This is a genomic window from Burkholderia lata, from assembly GCF_902499335.1.
GTDB lineage: Bacteria > Pseudomonadota > Gammaproteobacteria > Burkholderiales > Burkholderiaceae > Burkholderia > Burkholderia lata_B.
This window is the reverse complement of sequence record NZ_CABVQK010000010.1, coordinates 49465-66343: the sequence shown is the minus strand read 5'-3', so window position 1 is coordinate 66343 and position 16879 is coordinate 49465. Positions and strand designations below refer to the sequence as shown.

The 16879-nt window shown below is 67.5% G+C and carries 16 protein-coding genes; 7 read left to right on the top strand and 9 right to left on the bottom strand.

Annotated elements, in window-relative coordinates; all coding sequences use genetic code 11:
- Positions 1-63: 63 nt before the first annotated feature.
- Entirely contained in the window at positions 64-966 is a 903-nt protein-coding gene (locus BCO18175_RS24630; protein WP_174972084.1) for a LysR family transcriptional regulator, read from the top strand.
- A 76-nt stretch (positions 967-1042) separates the two neighbouring features.
- Here the strand turns inward: BCO18175_RS24630 and gap are convergent, their stop codons facing one another.
- Positions 1043-2053 (bottom strand): type I glyceraldehyde-3-phosphate dehydrogenase, encoded by a 1011-nt coding sequence (gap, locus tag BCO18175_RS24625; RefSeq protein WP_174916851.1) that lies wholly within the window; start codon positions 2051-2053, stop codon positions 1043-1045.
- An 88-nt stretch (positions 2054-2141) separates the two neighbouring features.
- Entirely contained in the window at positions 2142-4214 is a 2073-nt protein-coding gene (tkt, locus tag BCO18175_RS24620) for a transketolase (protein WP_174984991.1), read from the bottom strand.
- Positions 4215-4430: 216 nt separating this feature from the next.
- Here tkt and speE point away from each other — a divergent pair, with 216 nt between their 5' ends.
- The 3 genes from speE (at position 4431) to BCO18175_RS24605 (ending at position 6651) form a co-directional block, all read left to right on the top strand.
- Positions 4431-5288: a polyamine aminopropyltransferase gene (gene speE / locus BCO18175_RS24615; RefSeq protein ID WP_174916849.1), complete on the top strand. Its 858-nt coding sequence runs from the start codon at positions 4431-4433 to the stop codon at positions 5286-5288.
- 161 nt (positions 5289-5449) lie between these two features.
- Positions 5450-5866: a VOC family protein gene (locus tag BCO18175_RS24610; protein ID WP_174972089.1), complete on the top strand. Its 417-nt coding sequence runs from the start codon at positions 5450-5452 to the stop codon at positions 5864-5866.
- A gap of 17 nt (positions 5867-5883) precedes the next feature.
- Positions 5884-6651, top strand: coding sequence for a 16S rRNA (uracil(1498)-N(3))-methyltransferase (locus BCO18175_RS24605; protein ID WP_174984988.1), 768 nt, complete (start codon positions 5884-5886; stop codon positions 6649-6651).
- A 108-nt stretch (positions 6652-6759) separates the two neighbouring features.
- Here the strand turns inward: BCO18175_RS24605 and BCO18175_RS24600 are convergent, their stop codons facing one another.
- The 4 genes from BCO18175_RS24600 to BCO18175_RS24585 all read right to left on the bottom strand — a co-directional run bounded on the left by BCO18175_RS24600 (position 6760) and on the right by BCO18175_RS24585 (position 11421).
- Positions 6760-7467 carry a hypothetical protein gene (locus tag BCO18175_RS24600; RefSeq protein WP_174984986.1) on the bottom strand — a complete coding sequence of 236 codons (708 nt, stop codon included), beginning with the start codon at positions 7465-7467 and terminating at the stop codon, positions 6760-6762.
- Between the two features lie 222 nt (positions 7468-7689).
- Entirely contained in the window at positions 7690-8253 is a 564-nt protein-coding gene (locus BCO18175_RS24595) for a barstar family protein (RefSeq protein ID WP_059528744.1), read from the bottom strand.
- 16 nt (positions 8254-8269) lie between these two features.
- Positions 8270-8701: a ribonuclease domain-containing protein gene (locus BCO18175_RS24590; RefSeq protein ID WP_031398890.1), complete on the bottom strand. Its 432-nt coding sequence runs from the start codon at positions 8699-8701 to the stop codon at positions 8270-8272.
- A gap of 377 nt (positions 8702-9078) precedes the next feature.
- Entirely contained in the window at positions 9079-11421 is a 2343-nt protein-coding gene (locus BCO18175_RS24585; RefSeq protein ID WP_277403796.1) for an NADP-dependent malic enzyme, read from the bottom strand.
- A 135-nt stretch (positions 11422-11556) separates the two neighbouring features.
- On the opposite strand from BCO18175_RS24585, the gene thiL reads away from it, so the two are divergent.
- Genes thiL through BCO18175_RS24570 form a run of 3 tightly spaced genes read left to right on the top strand, consistent with a single transcriptional unit; the run spans position 11557 to position 13628 of the window.
- Positions 11557-12555 carry a thiamine-phosphate kinase gene (thiL, locus tag BCO18175_RS24580; protein ID WP_174984980.1) on the top strand — a complete coding sequence of 333 codons (999 nt, stop codon included), beginning with the start codon at positions 11557-11559 and terminating at the stop codon, positions 12553-12555.
- Positions 12545-13096: a phosphatidylglycerophosphatase A family protein gene (locus BCO18175_RS24575; protein WP_174984977.1), complete on the top strand. Its 552-nt coding sequence runs from the start codon at positions 12545-12547 to the stop codon at positions 13094-13096. The genes thiL and BCO18175_RS24575 overlap by 11 nt, the downstream gene beginning before the upstream one ends.
- 31 nt (positions 13097-13127) lie before the next feature.
- A complete protein-coding gene (locus BCO18175_RS24570) occupies positions 13128-13628 on the top strand; it encodes a CinA family protein (RefSeq protein ID WP_034186407.1) in 501 nt (166 codons plus the stop codon).
- Positions 13629-13666: 38 nt separating this feature from the next.
- Here BCO18175_RS24570 and BCO18175_RS24565 read toward each other — a convergent pair whose 3' ends face one another.
- The 3 genes from BCO18175_RS24565 to BCO18175_RS24555 form a co-directional block, all read right to left on the bottom strand.
- Complete coding sequence (locus BCO18175_RS24565; RefSeq protein ID WP_174984974.1) at positions 13667-14725, bottom strand: haloacid dehalogenase-like hydrolase; 1059 nt, start codon at positions 14723-14725, stop codon at positions 13667-13669.
- A gap of 200 nt (positions 14726-14925) precedes the next feature.
- The gene (gene pyrF, locus BCO18175_RS24560; protein ID WP_011350899.1) at positions 14926-15753 is read right to left on the bottom strand and encodes an orotidine-5'-phosphate decarboxylase; all 828 of its coding nucleotides are present in this window, start codon (positions 15751-15753) and stop codon (positions 14926-14928) included.
- 39 nt (positions 15754-15792) lie between these two features.
- On the bottom strand, positions 15793-16854 hold the full coding sequence (locus BCO18175_RS24555; protein WP_174984971.1) for an aldose 1-epimerase: 1062 nt from the start codon (positions 16852-16854) through the stop codon (positions 15793-15795).
- Positions 16855-16879 lie beyond the last annotated feature (25 nt).

Below are 16879 nucleotides of genomic sequence, written 5' to 3'. Positions count from 1 at the left end.
CAATGGTCTTTTTTGATCCGGTTATCATGAAACCTGATTACCGCCCTCGCCTGCCCGCCGCCCATGGAACTCAAGCAATTGCGCGCCTTCGTCACGCTCGCGGAAGAGCTGCATTTCGGGCGCGCCGCGCAGCGCCTGTTCATCGTGCAGCCCGCGCTGAGCATGCAGATCAAGGCGCTCGAGGAAGAACTCGGCGCGCGCCTGTTCGAGCGCGACCGGCACAAGGTCGAACTGAGCGATACGGGGCGCGTGTTCCTGCCCGAAGCGCGCGCCACGCTGCAGCAGGCCGCGCGCGCGGAACAGATGGCGCGGCTGTCGAGTCGCGGCGAGATCGGCACGCTGCGGATCGCGTTCGTGTCGTCGGTGCTGCCTACGCTGCTGCCGGCCGTGCTGCGTACGATGCGCGAGCGCTATCCGCTGATCACGCTCGAACTGAAGGACATGCCGACGCCCGACCAGATCGCCGCGCTGCGCGACCGGCGGATCGATTTCGGGATGATCCGACTGCCGGCCGCGTATGCGGGCATCGACACGCGCGTGGTGCTCGAGGAAGGCTTCGTCGTCGCGCTGCCGCTCGACCATCCGCTCGCCGCACACGATGCGATCTCACCGGCCGCGCTGCGCGGCCAGCCCGCGTTCGTGCTCGCGCGCCGCTACGCGCCGGGCTTTCACGACGACATGCTGCTCGCGCTGAGCCGCGCGGGCACGACGCTCGAAATCGCGCAGGAGTTCGGGGAGTTCACGACGATGCTCGCGCTCGTCGCGGCGGGGATGGGCATCGGGCTGATTCCGGCGGAAGCCGCCAGCGCACTGCCGCCGAACGTGCTCGCGCGGCCGCTCGACCTGGCCGGGCACCGCACCGGCATCGGTCTCGCGTGGACCGATCTCGACAGCCCGCTGAAGCGCGCGTTCGTCACCGCGCTCGAGCAGGTGACGGCGGCATCAAGCAATAACGGCGGACAATAAAAAAGCCCGGCCGGAAAACCGGGCCGGGCTCGTTCGCTACGCAGGCCGCCTTGCGGCGGCCGCGCAACGTGCGGGATTACTTCGCGTTCGCGAACGCGACAGCCGTATCCAGCATGCGGTTCGAGAAACCCCACTCGTTGTCGTACCAGCTCGACACCTTCACGAGGCGGCCCGACACCTTGGTCAGCGTTGCGTCGAACGTCGACGAAGCCGGGTTGTGGTTGAAGTCGATCGACACCAGCGGTGCGGTGTTGTAGCCGAGGATGCCCTTCAGCGCGCCTTCCGATGCTTCCTTCATGATCGCGTTGACTTCCTCGACCGTCGTGTCGCGCTTCGCGATGAACGACAGGTCGACGATCGACACGTTGATCGTCGGGACGCGGATCGCGTAGCCGTCGAGCTTGCCGTTCAGTTCCGGCAGCACCAGGCCAACCGCCGAAGCAGCACCCGTCTTCGCCGGGATCTGGCTGTGCGTGGCCGAACGCGCGCGGCGCAGGTCTTCGTGATAGACGTCCGTCAGCACCTGGTCGTTGGTGTAAGCGTGGATCGTCGTCATCAGGCCCGTTTCGAGGCCGATCTTGTCGTGCAGCGGCTTGACGAGCGGTGCGAGGCAGTTCGTCGTGCACGATGCGTTCGAGATGACGGTGTGCTCGGCCTTCAGCACGTTGTGGTTCACGCCGTAGACGATCGTTGCGTCGACGTCCTTGCCGCCCGGCGCCGAGATGATCACCTTCTTCGCGCCGCCCTTCAGGTGCGCGCTCGCCTTTTCCTTCGTCGTGAAGAAGCCCGTGCACTCCATCACGATGTCGACACCGAGCTCGCCCCACGGCAGTTCGGCCGGGTTGCGGTTCGCCAGCACGCGGATCCTGTCGCCGTTCACGATGAGGTAATCGCCGTCGACCGACACTTCACCCGGGAACTTGCCGTGCGCGGTGTCGTACTGGGTCAGGTGCGCGTTGGTCTTCGCATCGCCCAGATCGTTGATCGCGACGATCTCGATGTCGTGCTTCTTGCCGTTCTCGTAGAACGCGCGCAGCGTGTTGCGGCCGATGCGGCCGTAGCCGTTGATTGCGACGCGAATCGTCATGGTCTATCTCCTGATGGCTGAAAAAAATTCGTTTCGTGCAGCTTCACGGTGCGACGCGCGCGAGGGGTAGCGCGCGTCGCGTATGCTTTTAGGCCAGCACGGCCTTGGCGGTCTCGACGACGTGCTCGACGGTGAAGCCGAAGTACTTGAACAGCACGCCGGCCGGCGCCGATTCACCGAACGTGTCGATCCCGACGACGCCGCCTTCGAGGCCGACGTACTTGTGCCAGAAGGCCGTCACGCCCGCTTCGATCGCGACGCGGCGCACGCCCTGCGGCAGCACGCGCTCACGGTACTCGGCGTCCTGGCGGTCGAACACGTTGGTCGACGGCATCGACACGACGCGTGCCGCGATGCCTTGCTGCGCGAGCGGCTCGACGGCCTTCATCGCGAGTTCGACTTCCGAGCCCGTCGCGATCAGGATGATCTTGCGCGCGACGATCTCTTCGTCCCAGTCCTTCAGCACGTAGCCGCCCTTGTCGATGTTCGCGATCTGCGCATCGGTACGCGGATTGAATGCCAGGTTCTGGCGGCTGAAGATCAGGCTCGACGGACGGTCGGCTGCAACCGCGTGCGTCCATGCGACGGCCGTTTCGACCGTGTCGGCCGGACGCCACACGTCGTGGTTCGGGATCAGGCGCAGGCTCGACACGTGCTCGATCGACTGGTGCGTCGGGCCGTCTTCGCCGAGGCCGATCGAATCGTGCGTGAACACGAAGATCGACGGCAGCTTCATCAGCGCGGCCACGCGCAGCGCGTTGCGGCTGTAGTCGGAGAACGTCAGGAACGTGCCGCCGAACGGCTTGTGGCCGCCGTGCAGCGCGAGGCCGTTGATCGCGGCGCTCATGCCGAATTCGCGCACGCCGTAGTTGATGTGGTTGCCCAGCTGGACGCCCGGGCCTTCCGGATTCGCACGGACGGCCTTCGACGCCTTCCAGTTGGTCAGGTTCGAGCCGGTCAGGTCGGCCGAGCCGCCGAGCAGCTCGGGCAGCGCGGCAGCCAGACCTTCGATCGCCTGCTGCGATGCCTTGCGGGTCGCCACCGTCTCGCCGCGCTCGTTCGCGCCGGCGATGATCGCCGCAGCCTTCTCGGCCCAGTCGGCCGGCAGCTGGTTGGCCATCCGGCGCTCGAATTCGGCGGCTTCTGCCGGGAACTTGGCGCGATATGCAGCGAACTTCGCGTCCCATTCGGTTTCCGCGCGCTTGCCGGCTTCCTTCGCGTCCCATGCCGCATAGACTTCCTGCGGAATCACGAACGGCGCCCACGTCCAGCCGAGCGCTTCGCGCGTCTTCGCGATTTCTTCCGCGCCGAGCGCCGCGCCGTGCACGTCGTGGCCGCCGGCCTTGGTCGCCGCGCCCTGGCCGATCACCGTCTTGCAGCAGATCAGCGTCGGCTTGTCCGACAGCTTCGCCTTCGCGATGGCCGCGTCGACCGCGTCGACGTCATGGCCGTTCACGTTCGGGATCACGTTCCAGCCGTAGGCTTCGAAACGCTTCGGGGTATCGTCGTGGAACCAGTTGACGACGTCGCCGTCGATCGAGATGCCGTTGTCGTCGTACAGCGCGATCAGCTTGTTCAGCTTCAGCGTGCCGGCGAGCGAGCAGGCTTCGTGCGAGATGCCTTCCATCAGGCAGCCGTCGCCGAGGAACACGTACGTGTGGTGATCGACGATCTTCGCACCGTCACGGTTGAACTCGTCGGCCATCAGCGCTTCGCCGAGTGCCATGCCGACCGCGTTCGCGAGACCCTGGCCGAGCGGGCCGGTGGTCGTCTCGACGCCCGGCGTGATGCCGTATTCCGGGTGGCCCGGCGTCTTCGAGTGCAGCTGGCGGAAGTTCTTCAGCTCTTCCATCGGCAGATCGTAGCCGGTCAGGTGCAGCAGCGAGTACAGCAGCATCGAGCCATGGCCGTTCGACAGCACGAAGCGGTCGCGGTCCGCCCAGTGCGGGTTCGTCGGGTTGTGTTTCAGATGGCGCGACCAGAGCGCGACGCCGATTTCGGCCATGCCCATCGGCATGCCGGGGTGGCCGGAGTTCGCTTGCTGAACGGCGTCCATCGCGAGCGCACGGATCGCGTTGGCCATCAGGGTGGTGGAGGCGGGAGACGAAGTCGTCATGTCGAGTCCGGAGAACGAGTCGAGGAAACGGGGGCACGGCGGCATCCGGAAGCTCGAGCGTCAATCGTTCCCGGCGCGCGGTGCGGCGCCTGACGGACGCGAAGCGGACGGAGCCTACGGACGGGGCTGCAAAGCTCGTCATTTTAACAGATGGGCTGACATTTCCCTTGTCGGCGAGTAGTGTTCCGGCACGGTTTTCCGTCAAACCGCCCGCCTCCTATAATTCAGACGTCGGAACTGCCTGCCCGGAGTGGCCCGCCCGTGAGCACGACTCTTCTCTTCCACCCTACGCCCGACTCCGCCTACGGCTTCCCGAACGCCCGGCGCCTCGCGCACGTCGCGTCGCCGCACCAGCAGATCGAGGTCTGGGAAACCCCGCAGCTCGGCCGCCTGTTCACGCTGGACGGCCGGCCGATGACGTCGGTCGGCGACGAGTACGTCTATCACGAGTGCATGACGCACCCGGCCGCGCTCGCGCATCCGTCGCCGCGCCGGGCGCTCGTGCTCGGCGGCGGCGACGGCGGCGCGGCGCGTCAGTTGCTCAAGCATGCGTGCATCGAGCGGATCGTGATCGCGGAACTCGACGACGAGGTGGTCGGGATGGCGCGCCGTTATCTCGACGACGTGCACCAGGGCGCGCTCGACGACCCGCGTGTCGAGGTCGTGATCGGCGACGCCGCGCATTTCGTCGATTCGACCGTCGAGCATTTCGATCTCGTCGTGTTCGACCTCACGCCGCCCGATTCGCCGGCGGCCGGCCTCTATACGCGTGCGTTCTACGCCCGGCTCAAGCGGATCCTCGCGCCGTGCGGTGCGATCTCGATACATCTCGGCTCGCCGGTATTCCACGCGGCGCGCATCGCCGCGCTGCTCGACGACCTGCGCGCGAGCTTCGCGGTCGTCGATCCGCTGTCCGCGCACGTGCCGCTCTATGGCTCGCAGTGGCTGATGGCGATCGCGAGCGACACGCTCGACGCGGCCGCGCTGTTCGCACACGACATCGACGAACGGCTCGCCGCCCGCCGCGTCCAGGGCTTGCGCTACTACGACGCGCGGCTGCATGCGTCCCTCTTTGCCCTGCCGTGCGCGCTGCGCGATACACTGGGTGTCCGCCGCTGAGCGTCCGCGCGGCCGCCTCGCTCCGTTTTTTCATCGCGACTTCGCAGGATTCGTGATGTCCGGCACCGGGGCGAAACGCCCCGGACGCCGCGACGCCCCCTGAACGAACGCCGAAGCATGGAATCAGCGCAAGCGCCGAAGCGCCCACACAGGAGATTTTCATGACCGATCCACGTCCGGCCAACGTGCCTTGGTTGACGCCCTACCTGGCCGTACGCAACGCGCGCGCGGCCATCGATTTCTTCAAGGCCGCATTCGGCTTCGAGCTGCGCGACGTGCACGACGAGGACGGCGCGATCATGCACGTCGAGATGGCCTACCGCGGCCAGCTGATCGTGATGTTCGCGCCCGAGGGTGCGTTCGGCTCGACCGCGCTCACGCCGAAGAGCGCGAACGCCACCGCGCCGCAATCGTTCTACCTGTATGTCGACGACGTCGACGCCACCTGGCAGCGCGCGCTCGACGCGGGCGCGAAATCGCTGAGCCCGCCGCAGGATCAGTTCTGGGGCGACCGGTTCGCACAGATCGAGGATCTCGACGGCTACCGGTGGGCACTCGGACACCGCCTCGACGCATGACCCAAACCGCTACACGCATGAACGAAGCCACCACCACCGCGGCCGTGCCGCGCTTTTTCGTCGACGCGGCACTGCGCGCCGACGCCACGCTCGCGTTGCCGGCCGATGTCGCGCGCCACGCGCAGGTGCTGCGCCTGCAGCCCGGCGACGTGCTCGCGCTGTTCGACGGCACCGGCGGCCAGTACCGCGCGCGGCTCGTCGAGATCGACAAGCGCAGCGCGCTCGCGCAGATCGACACGTTCGAACCGGCCGAAGCCGAGCCGCCCTATCGCGTGACGCTCGCGCAAGGCATCGCCGGCGGCGACAAGATGGACTGGGTGATCGAGAAGGCCGTCGAGCTCGGCGTGGCGGCGGTCGTGCCGCTGTCGACCGCGCGCGGTGTCGTGAAGCTCGCCGGCGAGCGCGCGGACAAGCGCGTCGCGCACTGGCGCGGCGTCGTGCGCGCGTCGTGCGAGCAATGCGGGCGAAACCGCGTGCCCGACGTCGCGCCGGTAGCCAGCTTCAACGCGTGGCTCGATACGCTGCCGGCCTCGCCGGCCGAAGGCGAACTGCGGCTGCTGCTGTCGCCGCGCGCGAGCATCCCGTTCGCGTCGCTGCCCGACGCGCCGCCGGCCGCAACCGTCACGCTGCTGATCGGGCCGGAAGGCGGGCTGTCGCCCGACGAGGAAAATGCGGCACGCGCACGCGGGTTCACCGCGCTGTCGCTCGGGCCCCGCGTGCTGCGCACCGAGACGGCCGGCGCGGCCGTGCTCGCGGCGCTCGCGGCGCGCTGGGGCGGGTGGTGACCAAGAGTCGTGCCGCCGTCAGGCAGCGCGACACCTCCGTGACCGCACGATAAGCGGCCGGCATCACCGCAGGAATGCGGCGCGTTTCGACGCGGGGGCTATCGCGACTTACTTGTCGCTCGACGAGCCGTGCGGCATCGAATCGGACAACGTATCGAGCACCGGCGTCAGCACGTCTTGCGGGCTTCCGGTCGTCCAGCCACCCGCCTCCAGGCTGTAAACGTCGATCTTGCCCGTCGCCGGGCGCGTCACCGGCGCGTCGTCCAGAACCTGCGCGATGCCGGAGAAGACCGCCTTGAACGCGGCAACGCGTGCCGCATCGTTCTTCAGGCGCCGGTTGGGGCCAAGCTTCGCCTCGAGCGCCTTCCCGCCCGGCCCCGCATCCGGCACGCGGCACGAGAATTCGACCGTCGCGACCGTGTGGCCCTCGACAGCCGAGTTCGGTCGTTGCGACGACCCGGTTGCCTTGCACTCCGAGCGATTGACCGCACGCTGATAGGCCGCGGCCATGCTCTCGACCGACGGACGCAATGCGGCACTCGCCTTCGGCGGCATCGGCGCCAGCATGCCTTCGGCCATGTCCTTGCGCATCGAATCGCCCATCTTCGACAGCACGTCGATGTCGAGCGCGTCCTTGCCGCTGTAACTCGCACGTACGGCGTCGTTGAACTCGCGGGCTTTCGACACGTCGCCGTTGACGAGTGCGCCGATATAGAGGTCGACGGTCTGCTCAGGCGTAAGCGGCGCGGCGTGCGCGGCGCCCGCCGCGACCAGCAGGGGCAGCACGACGGCGCGTGCGGAACGGGAAATATTCATGGGAAGACAGCCCTCTCTCGATGGTTTGTTGTATGCGCCCGATGCGGCGGCTGCCGCGGCCGGGCCGACCGAGATTGTCTCGAAAAAAAGTGCCCGATGAAAGGTCGATGTCAGCGAGCGACGCGCCGCACCGGCCCGCGCGCATCGCGTGGGCGCAAAAAAGCCCGCTCGAAGCGGGCTTTCAGGGGGTGTTCGGCGGATCGGCCGCTGGCCGACATGCGCTTACGCGAACGAGTAGAACACGCGGAACGCGACCTTGCGCTCGGCCCAGAATTCGGCCGCCTCGCGGAACACGTCGAGCAGCGTCTCGCGCCCTTCCTTGTCGAACTTCTGCGCGATCGGCAGCCCTTCCAGGACGATCACGAAACCGGGCTGCGCGCCAGCCTTCGCGACGAGGTCGGTCAGCGAGTCGTACAGCGCGTCGTAGTTCTTCCCGAAATGCTTCGGGAACAGGAACGACGTCGCGATCGTTTCCATCACTTCCTGCTTCGACTGCGCGGCGCCGCAATACGCATACAGGAAATGCTGGCCGAGCCGGCCGGCTTCGTCGGCGAGATCCTGCACGCGGAACGCGCGGATCGACTGCACGAGATTGGGTCGCACGGTCGTGAAAAGGCTCATAGGCTCCTCGTTCGATGAAAGCCCGGGCTCGGCTTCCTGTTGCTCCGGCGTGCCGCCAGCCTGTGCCGCCGCGTGCAGTTGGATCACGCGCTGAAACAGATTGCCGTCGCCGGCTGCGAACAGTTCCGCCGCCGCCGTTTCGTGCGCGTAGATGGAGTCGCTCATGCCATTCGTCCCGAAGTCATTCAACAATACGTTTAAAACTGTTGTAGTGGTCGCCCGTGTAATAACAGTTGTCGATCCGGCGCAATGGCCCGCCACAGACGATCCGGCGCGCGCCGCGATTGCGGGCACGCGGCGTCGGTACCGTGTACTCATGGTAGTAGCCGCGCTTCGCTTTTGGCAGGATCCGCTCGCGGTTGCCAAACACGACGCCGTCTTTCTCGTACGGATAGGGACCGCCAGCGCCGATCAGGCCCAGCGTGGTCACGGCCTCGCGCGGAAGACGGGCGGTCGGAATCGTATCGAGCCCGCTCGCCGCCACGTCGGCCGGAACGGCCTCCCGTGCGTAAGCGGCGGAAACCAGACTGCCCGTCGGCGTGCCGACGATACCCATCGCGAACATCGCGAAGACGGACGCGAGCGCGCCGTTGCGGAGCCACTTGCGTGCCATGAACCAGGGTTCCCGCTGTTAAATCAAGTAGTTGACGACCAACAAAGGCGTTAGCGTAGCGTTATTGGCCGCGCGAATCAATGTCCGTTTGGGAATCGAAAGACCAGTGATACCCGGAATTGTGCATTTTTTACCGAAATCACACTACATTTATCTTACACGGGATAAAATGCAGACGGCATCTCTGGCATGGCAAGACTCTGCCTCCTTGCCACGCCGCTACGCTGAGTGGAGAGAGATGCTGATGTTGCTTGAGGGAAGCGCGTTTGCGCCCTGCCCGCGGCGTGCCCATTGCGGGCACGCCTCTTTTTGCTTTTGTTTACAATTTCGCCCGACGCGCCAGGCCGGTTCGACCGGCCTGGCGCGTTCGTTTTGGCTCAGCGCGTGGCGTTCACGTCGGCGACCAGCAGCGCGGCCATGTTGACGATGCGGCGAACGGTCGCCGATTCGGTCAGCACGTGCACCGGCTGCGCCGCGCCCAGCAGGATCGGCCCGATCGCGATGTTGTTGCCCGCGGCCGTCTTCAGCAGGTTGTACGCGATGTTCGCGGCGTCGATGTTCGGCAGGATCAGCAGGTTCGCTTCGCCTTCCAGCGTCGATTCCGGCAGGATTTCCTTGCGCAGCGCCGCGTCGAGCGCGACGTCGCCGTGCATCTCGCCGTCAACCTTGAGCTCCGGTGCACGTTCCTGCAGGATCGCGAGCGTATCGCGCATCTTCTTCGCCGAAGGTGCGTTGCTCGTGCCGAAATTCGAGTGCGACAGCAGCGCGACCTTCGGCTCGATGCCGAAGCGGCGCACTTCTTCCGCGGCCATGATCGTGATCTCGGCCAGCTCTTCCGGGGTCGGATCGACGTTCACGTGCGTGTCGACGAGGAAAATCTGGCGGCCCGGCAGCACCAGGCCGTTCATCGCCGCGTACACGCTGCAGCCCGGGCGCTTGCCGATCACCTGGTCGATGAAGTGCAGGTGGCGGTGCGTGGTGCTGATCGTGCCGCAGATCATCCCGTCCGCCTCGCCCTTCTTCACCAGCATCGAGCCGATCAGCGTCGTGCGGCGGCGCATCTCGACGCGCGCGAGCTGCTCGCTGATGCCCTTGCGCGCCATCATCTTGTAGTACGTCTGCCAGAAGTCGCGGTAGCGCTCGTCGTGCTCGGTGTTGACGACCGTGAAGTCGGTACCCGGCGTCAGGCGCAGGCCGTAGCGCTGGATACGGTGCTCGATCACCGACGGGCGGCCGATCAGGATCGGTTTCGCGAGTTTTTCGTCGACGATGATCTGAACGGCACGCAACACGCGCTCTTCTTCGCCTTCCGCGAATACAACGCGCTTCTTCTCTTCCGGCGCGGCGCGCGCGATCTGGAAGATCGGCTTCATCGTCGTGCCGCTGTGGTACACGAACTGCTGCAGGTGGACGCGGTACGCCTCCATGTCCTCGATCGGGCGCGTCGCGACGCCGCCGTCCATCGCGGCCTGCGCGACGGCCGGTGCGATCTTCACGATCAGGCGCGGATCGAACGGCTTCGGAATCAGGTATTCGGGCCCGAACGACAGGTCCTGGATGCCGTATGCGGTCGCGACGATGTCGCTCTGCTCGTGCTGCGCGAGCTCGGCGATCGCGTTGACGGCCGCGATCTCCATTTCACGCGTGATCGTCGTCGCGCCGACGTCGAGCGCGCCGCGGAAGATGAACGGGAAGCACAGGACGTTGTTGACCTGGTTCGGGTAATCGGTGCGGCCCGTGGCCAGCACCGCGTCCGGGCGCACTTCGAGCGCGAGTTCCGGCAGGATTTCCGGCGTCGGGTTCGCGAGCGCGAGGATCAGCGGGCGCTCGGCCATGCCCTTCACCATCTCCTGCTTCAGCACGCCGGCAGCCGACAGGCCGAGGAAGATGTCCGCGCCGTCGATCACTTCGGCCAGCGTCCGTGCTTCCGTTTCGCGGGCGAAACGCTCCTTGTCCGGGTCCATCAGCTCGGTGCGGCCCTTGTAGACCACGCCGGCCAGGTCGGTCACGAGGATGTTCTCGATCGGCAGGCCGATGTCGACCAGCAGGTCGAGACACGCGAGCGCGGCCGCACCCGCGCCGGACGCGACGAGCTTGACCTTCTTGATGTCCTTGTTGACGACCTTCAGCCCGTTCGTGACGGCCGCGGCCACGACAATCGCGGTGCCGTGCTGGTCGTCGTGGAACACCGGAATCTTCATCCGCTTGCGCGCTTCGCGCTCGACGATGAAGCAGTCCGGCGCCTTGATGTCTTCCAGGTTGATCCCGCCGAAGGTCGGCTCCAGCGCGGCGATCACGTCGACGAGCTTGTGCGGGTCGGACTCGTTCAGCTCGATGTCGAACACGTCGATGCCCGCGAACTTCTTGAACAGCACCGCCTTGCCTTCCATCACCGGCTTCGACGCGAGCGGGCCGATGTTGCCGAGACCGAGCACCGCCGTACCGTTCGTGACCACACCGACCAGGTTGCTGCGCGCGGTGAAACGCGCCGCGTTGAGCGGATTCTCGACGATCTCCTCGCACGCGTATGCCACACCCGGCGAGTACGCGAGCGCGAGGTCGCGCTGGTTGATCATCTGCTTGGTCGGGGCGATCGCGATTTTCCCGGGGGTCGGGAATTCGTGATAGTCGAGCGCGGCTTCGCGGAGCTTGGCTTTGGAGGAGGCTTGAGTAGACATGTGTCTCTTGGCGGGCGGATTAGAATAACTCTTCGACGGCATTGTAGCGCCAATCATCGGCCGCCAGACCGGCGATTCGGGTGCAACAGCCGCGACAAAATTGTACTGAACGGTGCAGGAACGCCGCCGTTCGCCTCGTACAATGCCGTTCCTTCCATCGTTTCGGATCCATCCGCCGTGCCAGCCGCCCTCTCCGAGTTTTCGCTGATCGAACGCTTCTTCACGCGCCGCGCCGCGCAGGGCGCCCGTGCGTCGACGCTCGGCATCGGCGACGACTGCGCGTTGATCACGCCCCGATCCGGGAAATTGCTGGCCATTTCGACCGACATGCTGGTGGAAGGCCGCCACTTCTTCCCCGACGTCGCTCCCGACGCGCTCGGCCACAAGACGCTCGCGGTCAACCTGTCCGACCTCGCGGCAATGGGCGCCGAGCCGCGCGCGTTCACGCTCGCATGCGCGCTGCCGCGGGCCGACGCGGCGTGGCTGGAAGCGTTCAGCAACGGGCTGTTCGCGCTCGCCGAGCGCTACGGCTGCGAGCTGATCGGCGGCGACACGACGAGCGGCCCGCTGAACCTGTGCGTGACCGTGTTCGGCGAAGTCGCGCCCGACGCTGCGCTGCGCCGCGACGCCGCGCGCGACGGCGACGACGTCTGGGTGTCCGGCACGCTCGGCGATGCGCGCGCCGGCCTCGGCGTCGTGCGTGGCGAATGGGCGGCCGGCGCGAACGAAGCAGCCACGTTCCGGCGCGCGCTCGAGCGCCCCGAACCGCGCATCGCGCTCGGCCTCGCGCTCGCGGGCGTTGCGCACGCGGCGCTCGACATCTCGGACGGCCTCGCCGGCGACCTGCAGCACATCCTGGCCCGTTCGAACGTGCGCGCCGAGATCGATGCCGACGCGGTGCCGCGCTCGGCCGCGCTCGCGACGCTGCCGCCCGACGTGCAGCGCCGCTGCACGCTGGCGGGCGGCGACGACTACGAACTCTGCTTCACCGCGCCGGCGGCGGCCCGCGCGGCGGTCGAAGCGGCCGGCGTGACGGCCGGCGTGGCGGTCACCCGGATCGGTACAATACGCGCGTTGTCCGCGCCGTCGGAGCAGCCCGCGATCGCGTGGCGCGACGCCGCCGGCGCGCCCCTCGCTCTCACGTTGCACGGCTTCGACCACTTCCATGCAGACTGACCCGACGCCCGCGCACGCCGCGGCCGAGCCCGGCGCCGCACCTGGCGGCAACGCCCCGCAGCGCGCAACCGCGCGCTTCATGCTGTCGCACCCGGCGCACATCGTGTCGCTCGGCTTCGGCAGCGGGCTCGCGCCGATCATGCCCGGCACGTTCGGCTCGCTGTTCGGCTGGCTCACGTTCGTCGTGCTCAACCGCTACCTGACGGTACCCGAATGGTGGGCGCTGATCGCGGTCGGCTTCGTGGCAGGCACGTGGCTCACCGGTTTCACCGCGAGGAAGATGGGCACGGCCGATCCGGGCGCCGTCGTCTGGGACGAGATCGTCGCGATCTGGCTCGTGATGCTGTTCGTCACGCCCGCGACCTTCGTCGGCCAGCTGTGGACGTTCGTCGCGTTCCGCTTCTTCGACATGCTCAAGCCGCCGCCGATTCGCTATTTCGACCGCCGCCTGAAAGGCGGGCTCGGCATCATGGTCGACGACCTGGTCGCCGCGTTCATGACGCTGCTCGTGATCGCCCTGTGGCGCTCCGTCGTCGGCTGACCGATTTCCCGACTCCCGTTTCCCGACGCGCATGCCAACCGATTCCGTCGTCCACCAGCTTGCGATCCGCGCAGGCAACAAGCTGCGTGACGAGCACCTGACGCTCGCCACCGCCGAATCCTGCACCGGCGGCATGATCGCCGCGGCGATCACCGACATCTCCGGCAGCAGCCAGTGGTTCGAGCGCGGCTTCGTCACGTACTCGAACCAGGCCAAGATCGAGATGATCGGCGTGCCGCCCGACCTGATCGACAAGCACGGCGCCGTCAGCGAGCCCGTCGCGCGCGCGATGGCCGAAGGCGCGCTGCGCAACAGCCGCGCGCAAGTCGCGCTGTCCGTCACCGGCATCGCCGGCCCGGCGGGCGGCAGCGAGAAGAAGCCGGTCGGCACCGTGTCGTTCGGCTGGAGCAACCGGCTGCATACCGACGTCGAGACGCTCGTGTTCAAGGGCGACCGCGAACAGATCCGCACGCAGGCGGCCGCGCATGCGCTGCGCGGGCTGCTGAAGCTGCTCGACGAGCGCGAGGGCTGATCCGGCCGGGGGCGCGTGCCGCGCCCCCGCTTGCCCGCTTACTGGATCGCGTCGGGCTTCACGACGATCCAGTTCTTGTCCGCCGTCACCGGCAGGCCGAGCGATTTCTGCTGCGCGGCCGCTTCTTCCGACCACGCGCGGATCTGCGCCATCTGCTTGTCCTTCTTGTTCACCCACACGCGCACGCCGCCGCGCGCGACGTCGGTCGCGTTCAGCAGCATGTAGCCGTCGGACGTCGGCGTGTCGCCCGCGACGAGCACCGGCTTCTTCCACTGGTCGATCCAGCCGACGATCGAGCCGAGCTTGCCCTCGTACCACGTCATCGGGTTCATCAGGAACGGCGTGATCACCAGGCTGCGGTTCGCGGCCTCGTCGTACTTGCCGGCCTTGATCTGCAGCCGGGACGTCGTCAGCGCGCCCGTCGCCGGGTTGCGCAGCAGCGTCGTCACGCCGATCACGTTCTGCGGCTTCACGTTGTAGCCGTACTTCGGGTCGGACAGCACGAGCCGCGCGAGCTCCTCGTGCGCGGCCGTCATCACGTAGACCTCGATCCCGTTCTCGCGCAGCGCGTTGTACAGCTCCTGCATCCCGCGGAAGAAGCGCGGCGGGTTCACCGTGCCGTCGACCACCTTGTCGCCCTGCCAGTAGCGGATCGGGACCGGCTTGCCGTCGGCGAGCATCGCGTCGACGTGGCGCTTCAGGTCGGCCAGCGACTGCCCGGCGAACGCCTGCGCGATCCACGGGTAGCAGACCAGGTCGTCGATCTCGCACAGCCGGTAGTAATAGCTCGTCAGCGATTCCTTGTAGTCGGCGGAATCCTTGAACGGGATCAGCTTCAGCGACGGGTCGAGCGTGTCGCGCGTCAGCACGCCGCGGTTCTCGAGGTACGGCAGCAGCGACTCCTCGAGGTCGTAGCGGTAGGTCGTGTTGTCGGCGTCGAACACCGCGTAGTCGCCGCGGTTCGCGTGCGCCGCGATCATTGCGTTCAGCGCCTTCGCGCTGTCGGCCGGCCAGTGCGACAGATCCGCCGCATGGGCGAACGTCATGCACAGCGACGCGGCGAGCGTGCTCAGGATTCGGCGGGACAGCTTGGGCATGGCGTCACTCCTTTCTTGACATTTTCGTTACAGATCGATGACAAGCGGCAGCATCGCGCGATTGGCACGCGGGGATGCGGTTCGGAAGCGACGGGAAGTTGTCCGCGTGCGTCAGTGCAGCGGACATCGGGGCAGGCAGAGGAGCGGCCCGCGAACGCGGGCCCGGCGATGCAAGGCCGCCCGGGCGGGCGGCCGGTATTTCAGCGATGCGCGTTGATCGTGTCGCGCGTCTTCTGCGCGGCGAGCGCCGCGGCTTCGGCGAAATCCTCGCCCTTGCTCGCGTACAGGATCGCGCGCGACGAGTTGATCATCATGCCGGTGCCGTCGGCAGTGCGGCCCGCGTTGACGGTCGCCTGCACGTCGCCGCCCTGCGCGCCGATGCCGGGAATCAGGAGCGGCATGTCGCCGACGATCCCGCGCACGATCTCGATTTCCTTCGGGAACGTCGCGCCGACCACGAGGCCGAGCTGGCCGTTCTTCGCGTTCCACTTGTTCGCCGCGAGGTCGGCGACGACCTGGTACAGCGGCCGGCCGTTCGTGTCGAGGAACTGCAGGTCGGAACCGCCCGGGTTCGACGTGCGGCACAGCACGATCACGCCCTTGCCTTCATGCTCGAAGTACGGCTCGACCGAGTCATAGCCCATGTACGGGTTCACCGTGACGGCATCCGCGCGGTAGCGCTCGAACGCCTCGCGCGCGTACTGCTCGGCCGTGCTGCCGATGTCGCCGCGCTTCGCGTCGAGGATCACGGGCAGGCCCGGATGCTGCAGGTGGATGTGCGCGATCAGCCGTTCGAGCTGGTCTTCCGCGCGATGCGCGGCGAAGTAGGCGATCTGCGGTTTGAACGCGCTCGCGTATTGCGCGGTTGCGTCGACGATCTGCCGGCAGAATTCGAAGATCGCGTCGGGCTGGCCGTCGAACTGCACGGGGAAACGCGACGGCTCGGGATCGAGGCCGACGCACAGCAGCGAGTTGGTGCGCTGCCACGCGGCGCGCAGCGATTCGATGAAAGTAAGCGGGGAAGACATGGCGGGTACTCGCGGCAAACCGTTGGTAGACCGCGTATTTTACCCGCGTCGCCGGCGCTCCTCGCGCATCGCGGCATTGCCGCGCGCATCGGCGCGCTCGACGGTGAACGCGAAACGCCGCGTGAGCCGCTCGCCGGGCGCGAGCAGCGTCATCCCGTGCGCGGTCGCGCCGCCCGGCAGGTTCACCGCATTGATCGGATGATCGACCGGCTCGAAGCAGAAGAAATCCTCGCCTGGCGGCGTATAGAGCACGTACGCGTCGGCGTCGGCCGCCACCGTCAGCGACAGCCCGCGGCGCGGCCAGCTCACCGTCGCGTGGCCGCCCCAACCGGTGAACGCATGATTGACGAGCGCGGCCGGCAGCGGATACGCGACGCCGAACTGCCAGGCCGGCGGCACGCTCACGTGCCGCACCGGCAGGAAATCGGCACCCGACAGCCACAGCCCGCCGGCGGCCGCGGCCAGCTCGGTCGCGACGTCGCGCACGAGGAACGGATGCACGCCGAGCCCGAACGGCAGCCGCGCGCGCCCCGCGTTCTCGATCGTCAGCGCGATCGACAGCGTCGCGTCGTCGAGTTCGAACGACTGGATCGCGCGGAACGCATACGGCGCGCCGGCGGTGCGATCGAGCGACAGTTGCAGCGACGTGCCGGTCGCATCGTCCACCTGCCACGGCGCGAGCCAGCCGTCGCCGTGGATCGGCAGCGGCTCGTCGCGGCGGTTGCGCGGCACCGCGACGCTGCGCCCGTCGCATTCGAACCGCCCGTCGCCGATCCGGTTCGAGTACGGCAGCAGCGGATAGCACGCGAGCTCGTTCGGATCGGTCGCCGTCTCCGGGTGCTCGCAGCGGCGGAACACCGGCATCAGCGCGCCGTTGTCACCGCGCCAGTCGAAGCGCGCGATGCCGCCGCCAAGATGTGGCAGCACGTCGAGCCGCAGCGACGCATTCGACAGCGTGACGGCCGCCGCATGCGCGGCGCCGACGCCCTGCGCGAAGGCAGCCGTCTGCGGGCCGGGGCTGACCGGCTGCGCGGCGGCGGCCAGGCGCGCGCGGCGCGACTGGCTGGTGGACGACGATGCGCGCGAGGACGTGGCGGTCATGGTGAACTCCTTTCCTTCGTCGAAA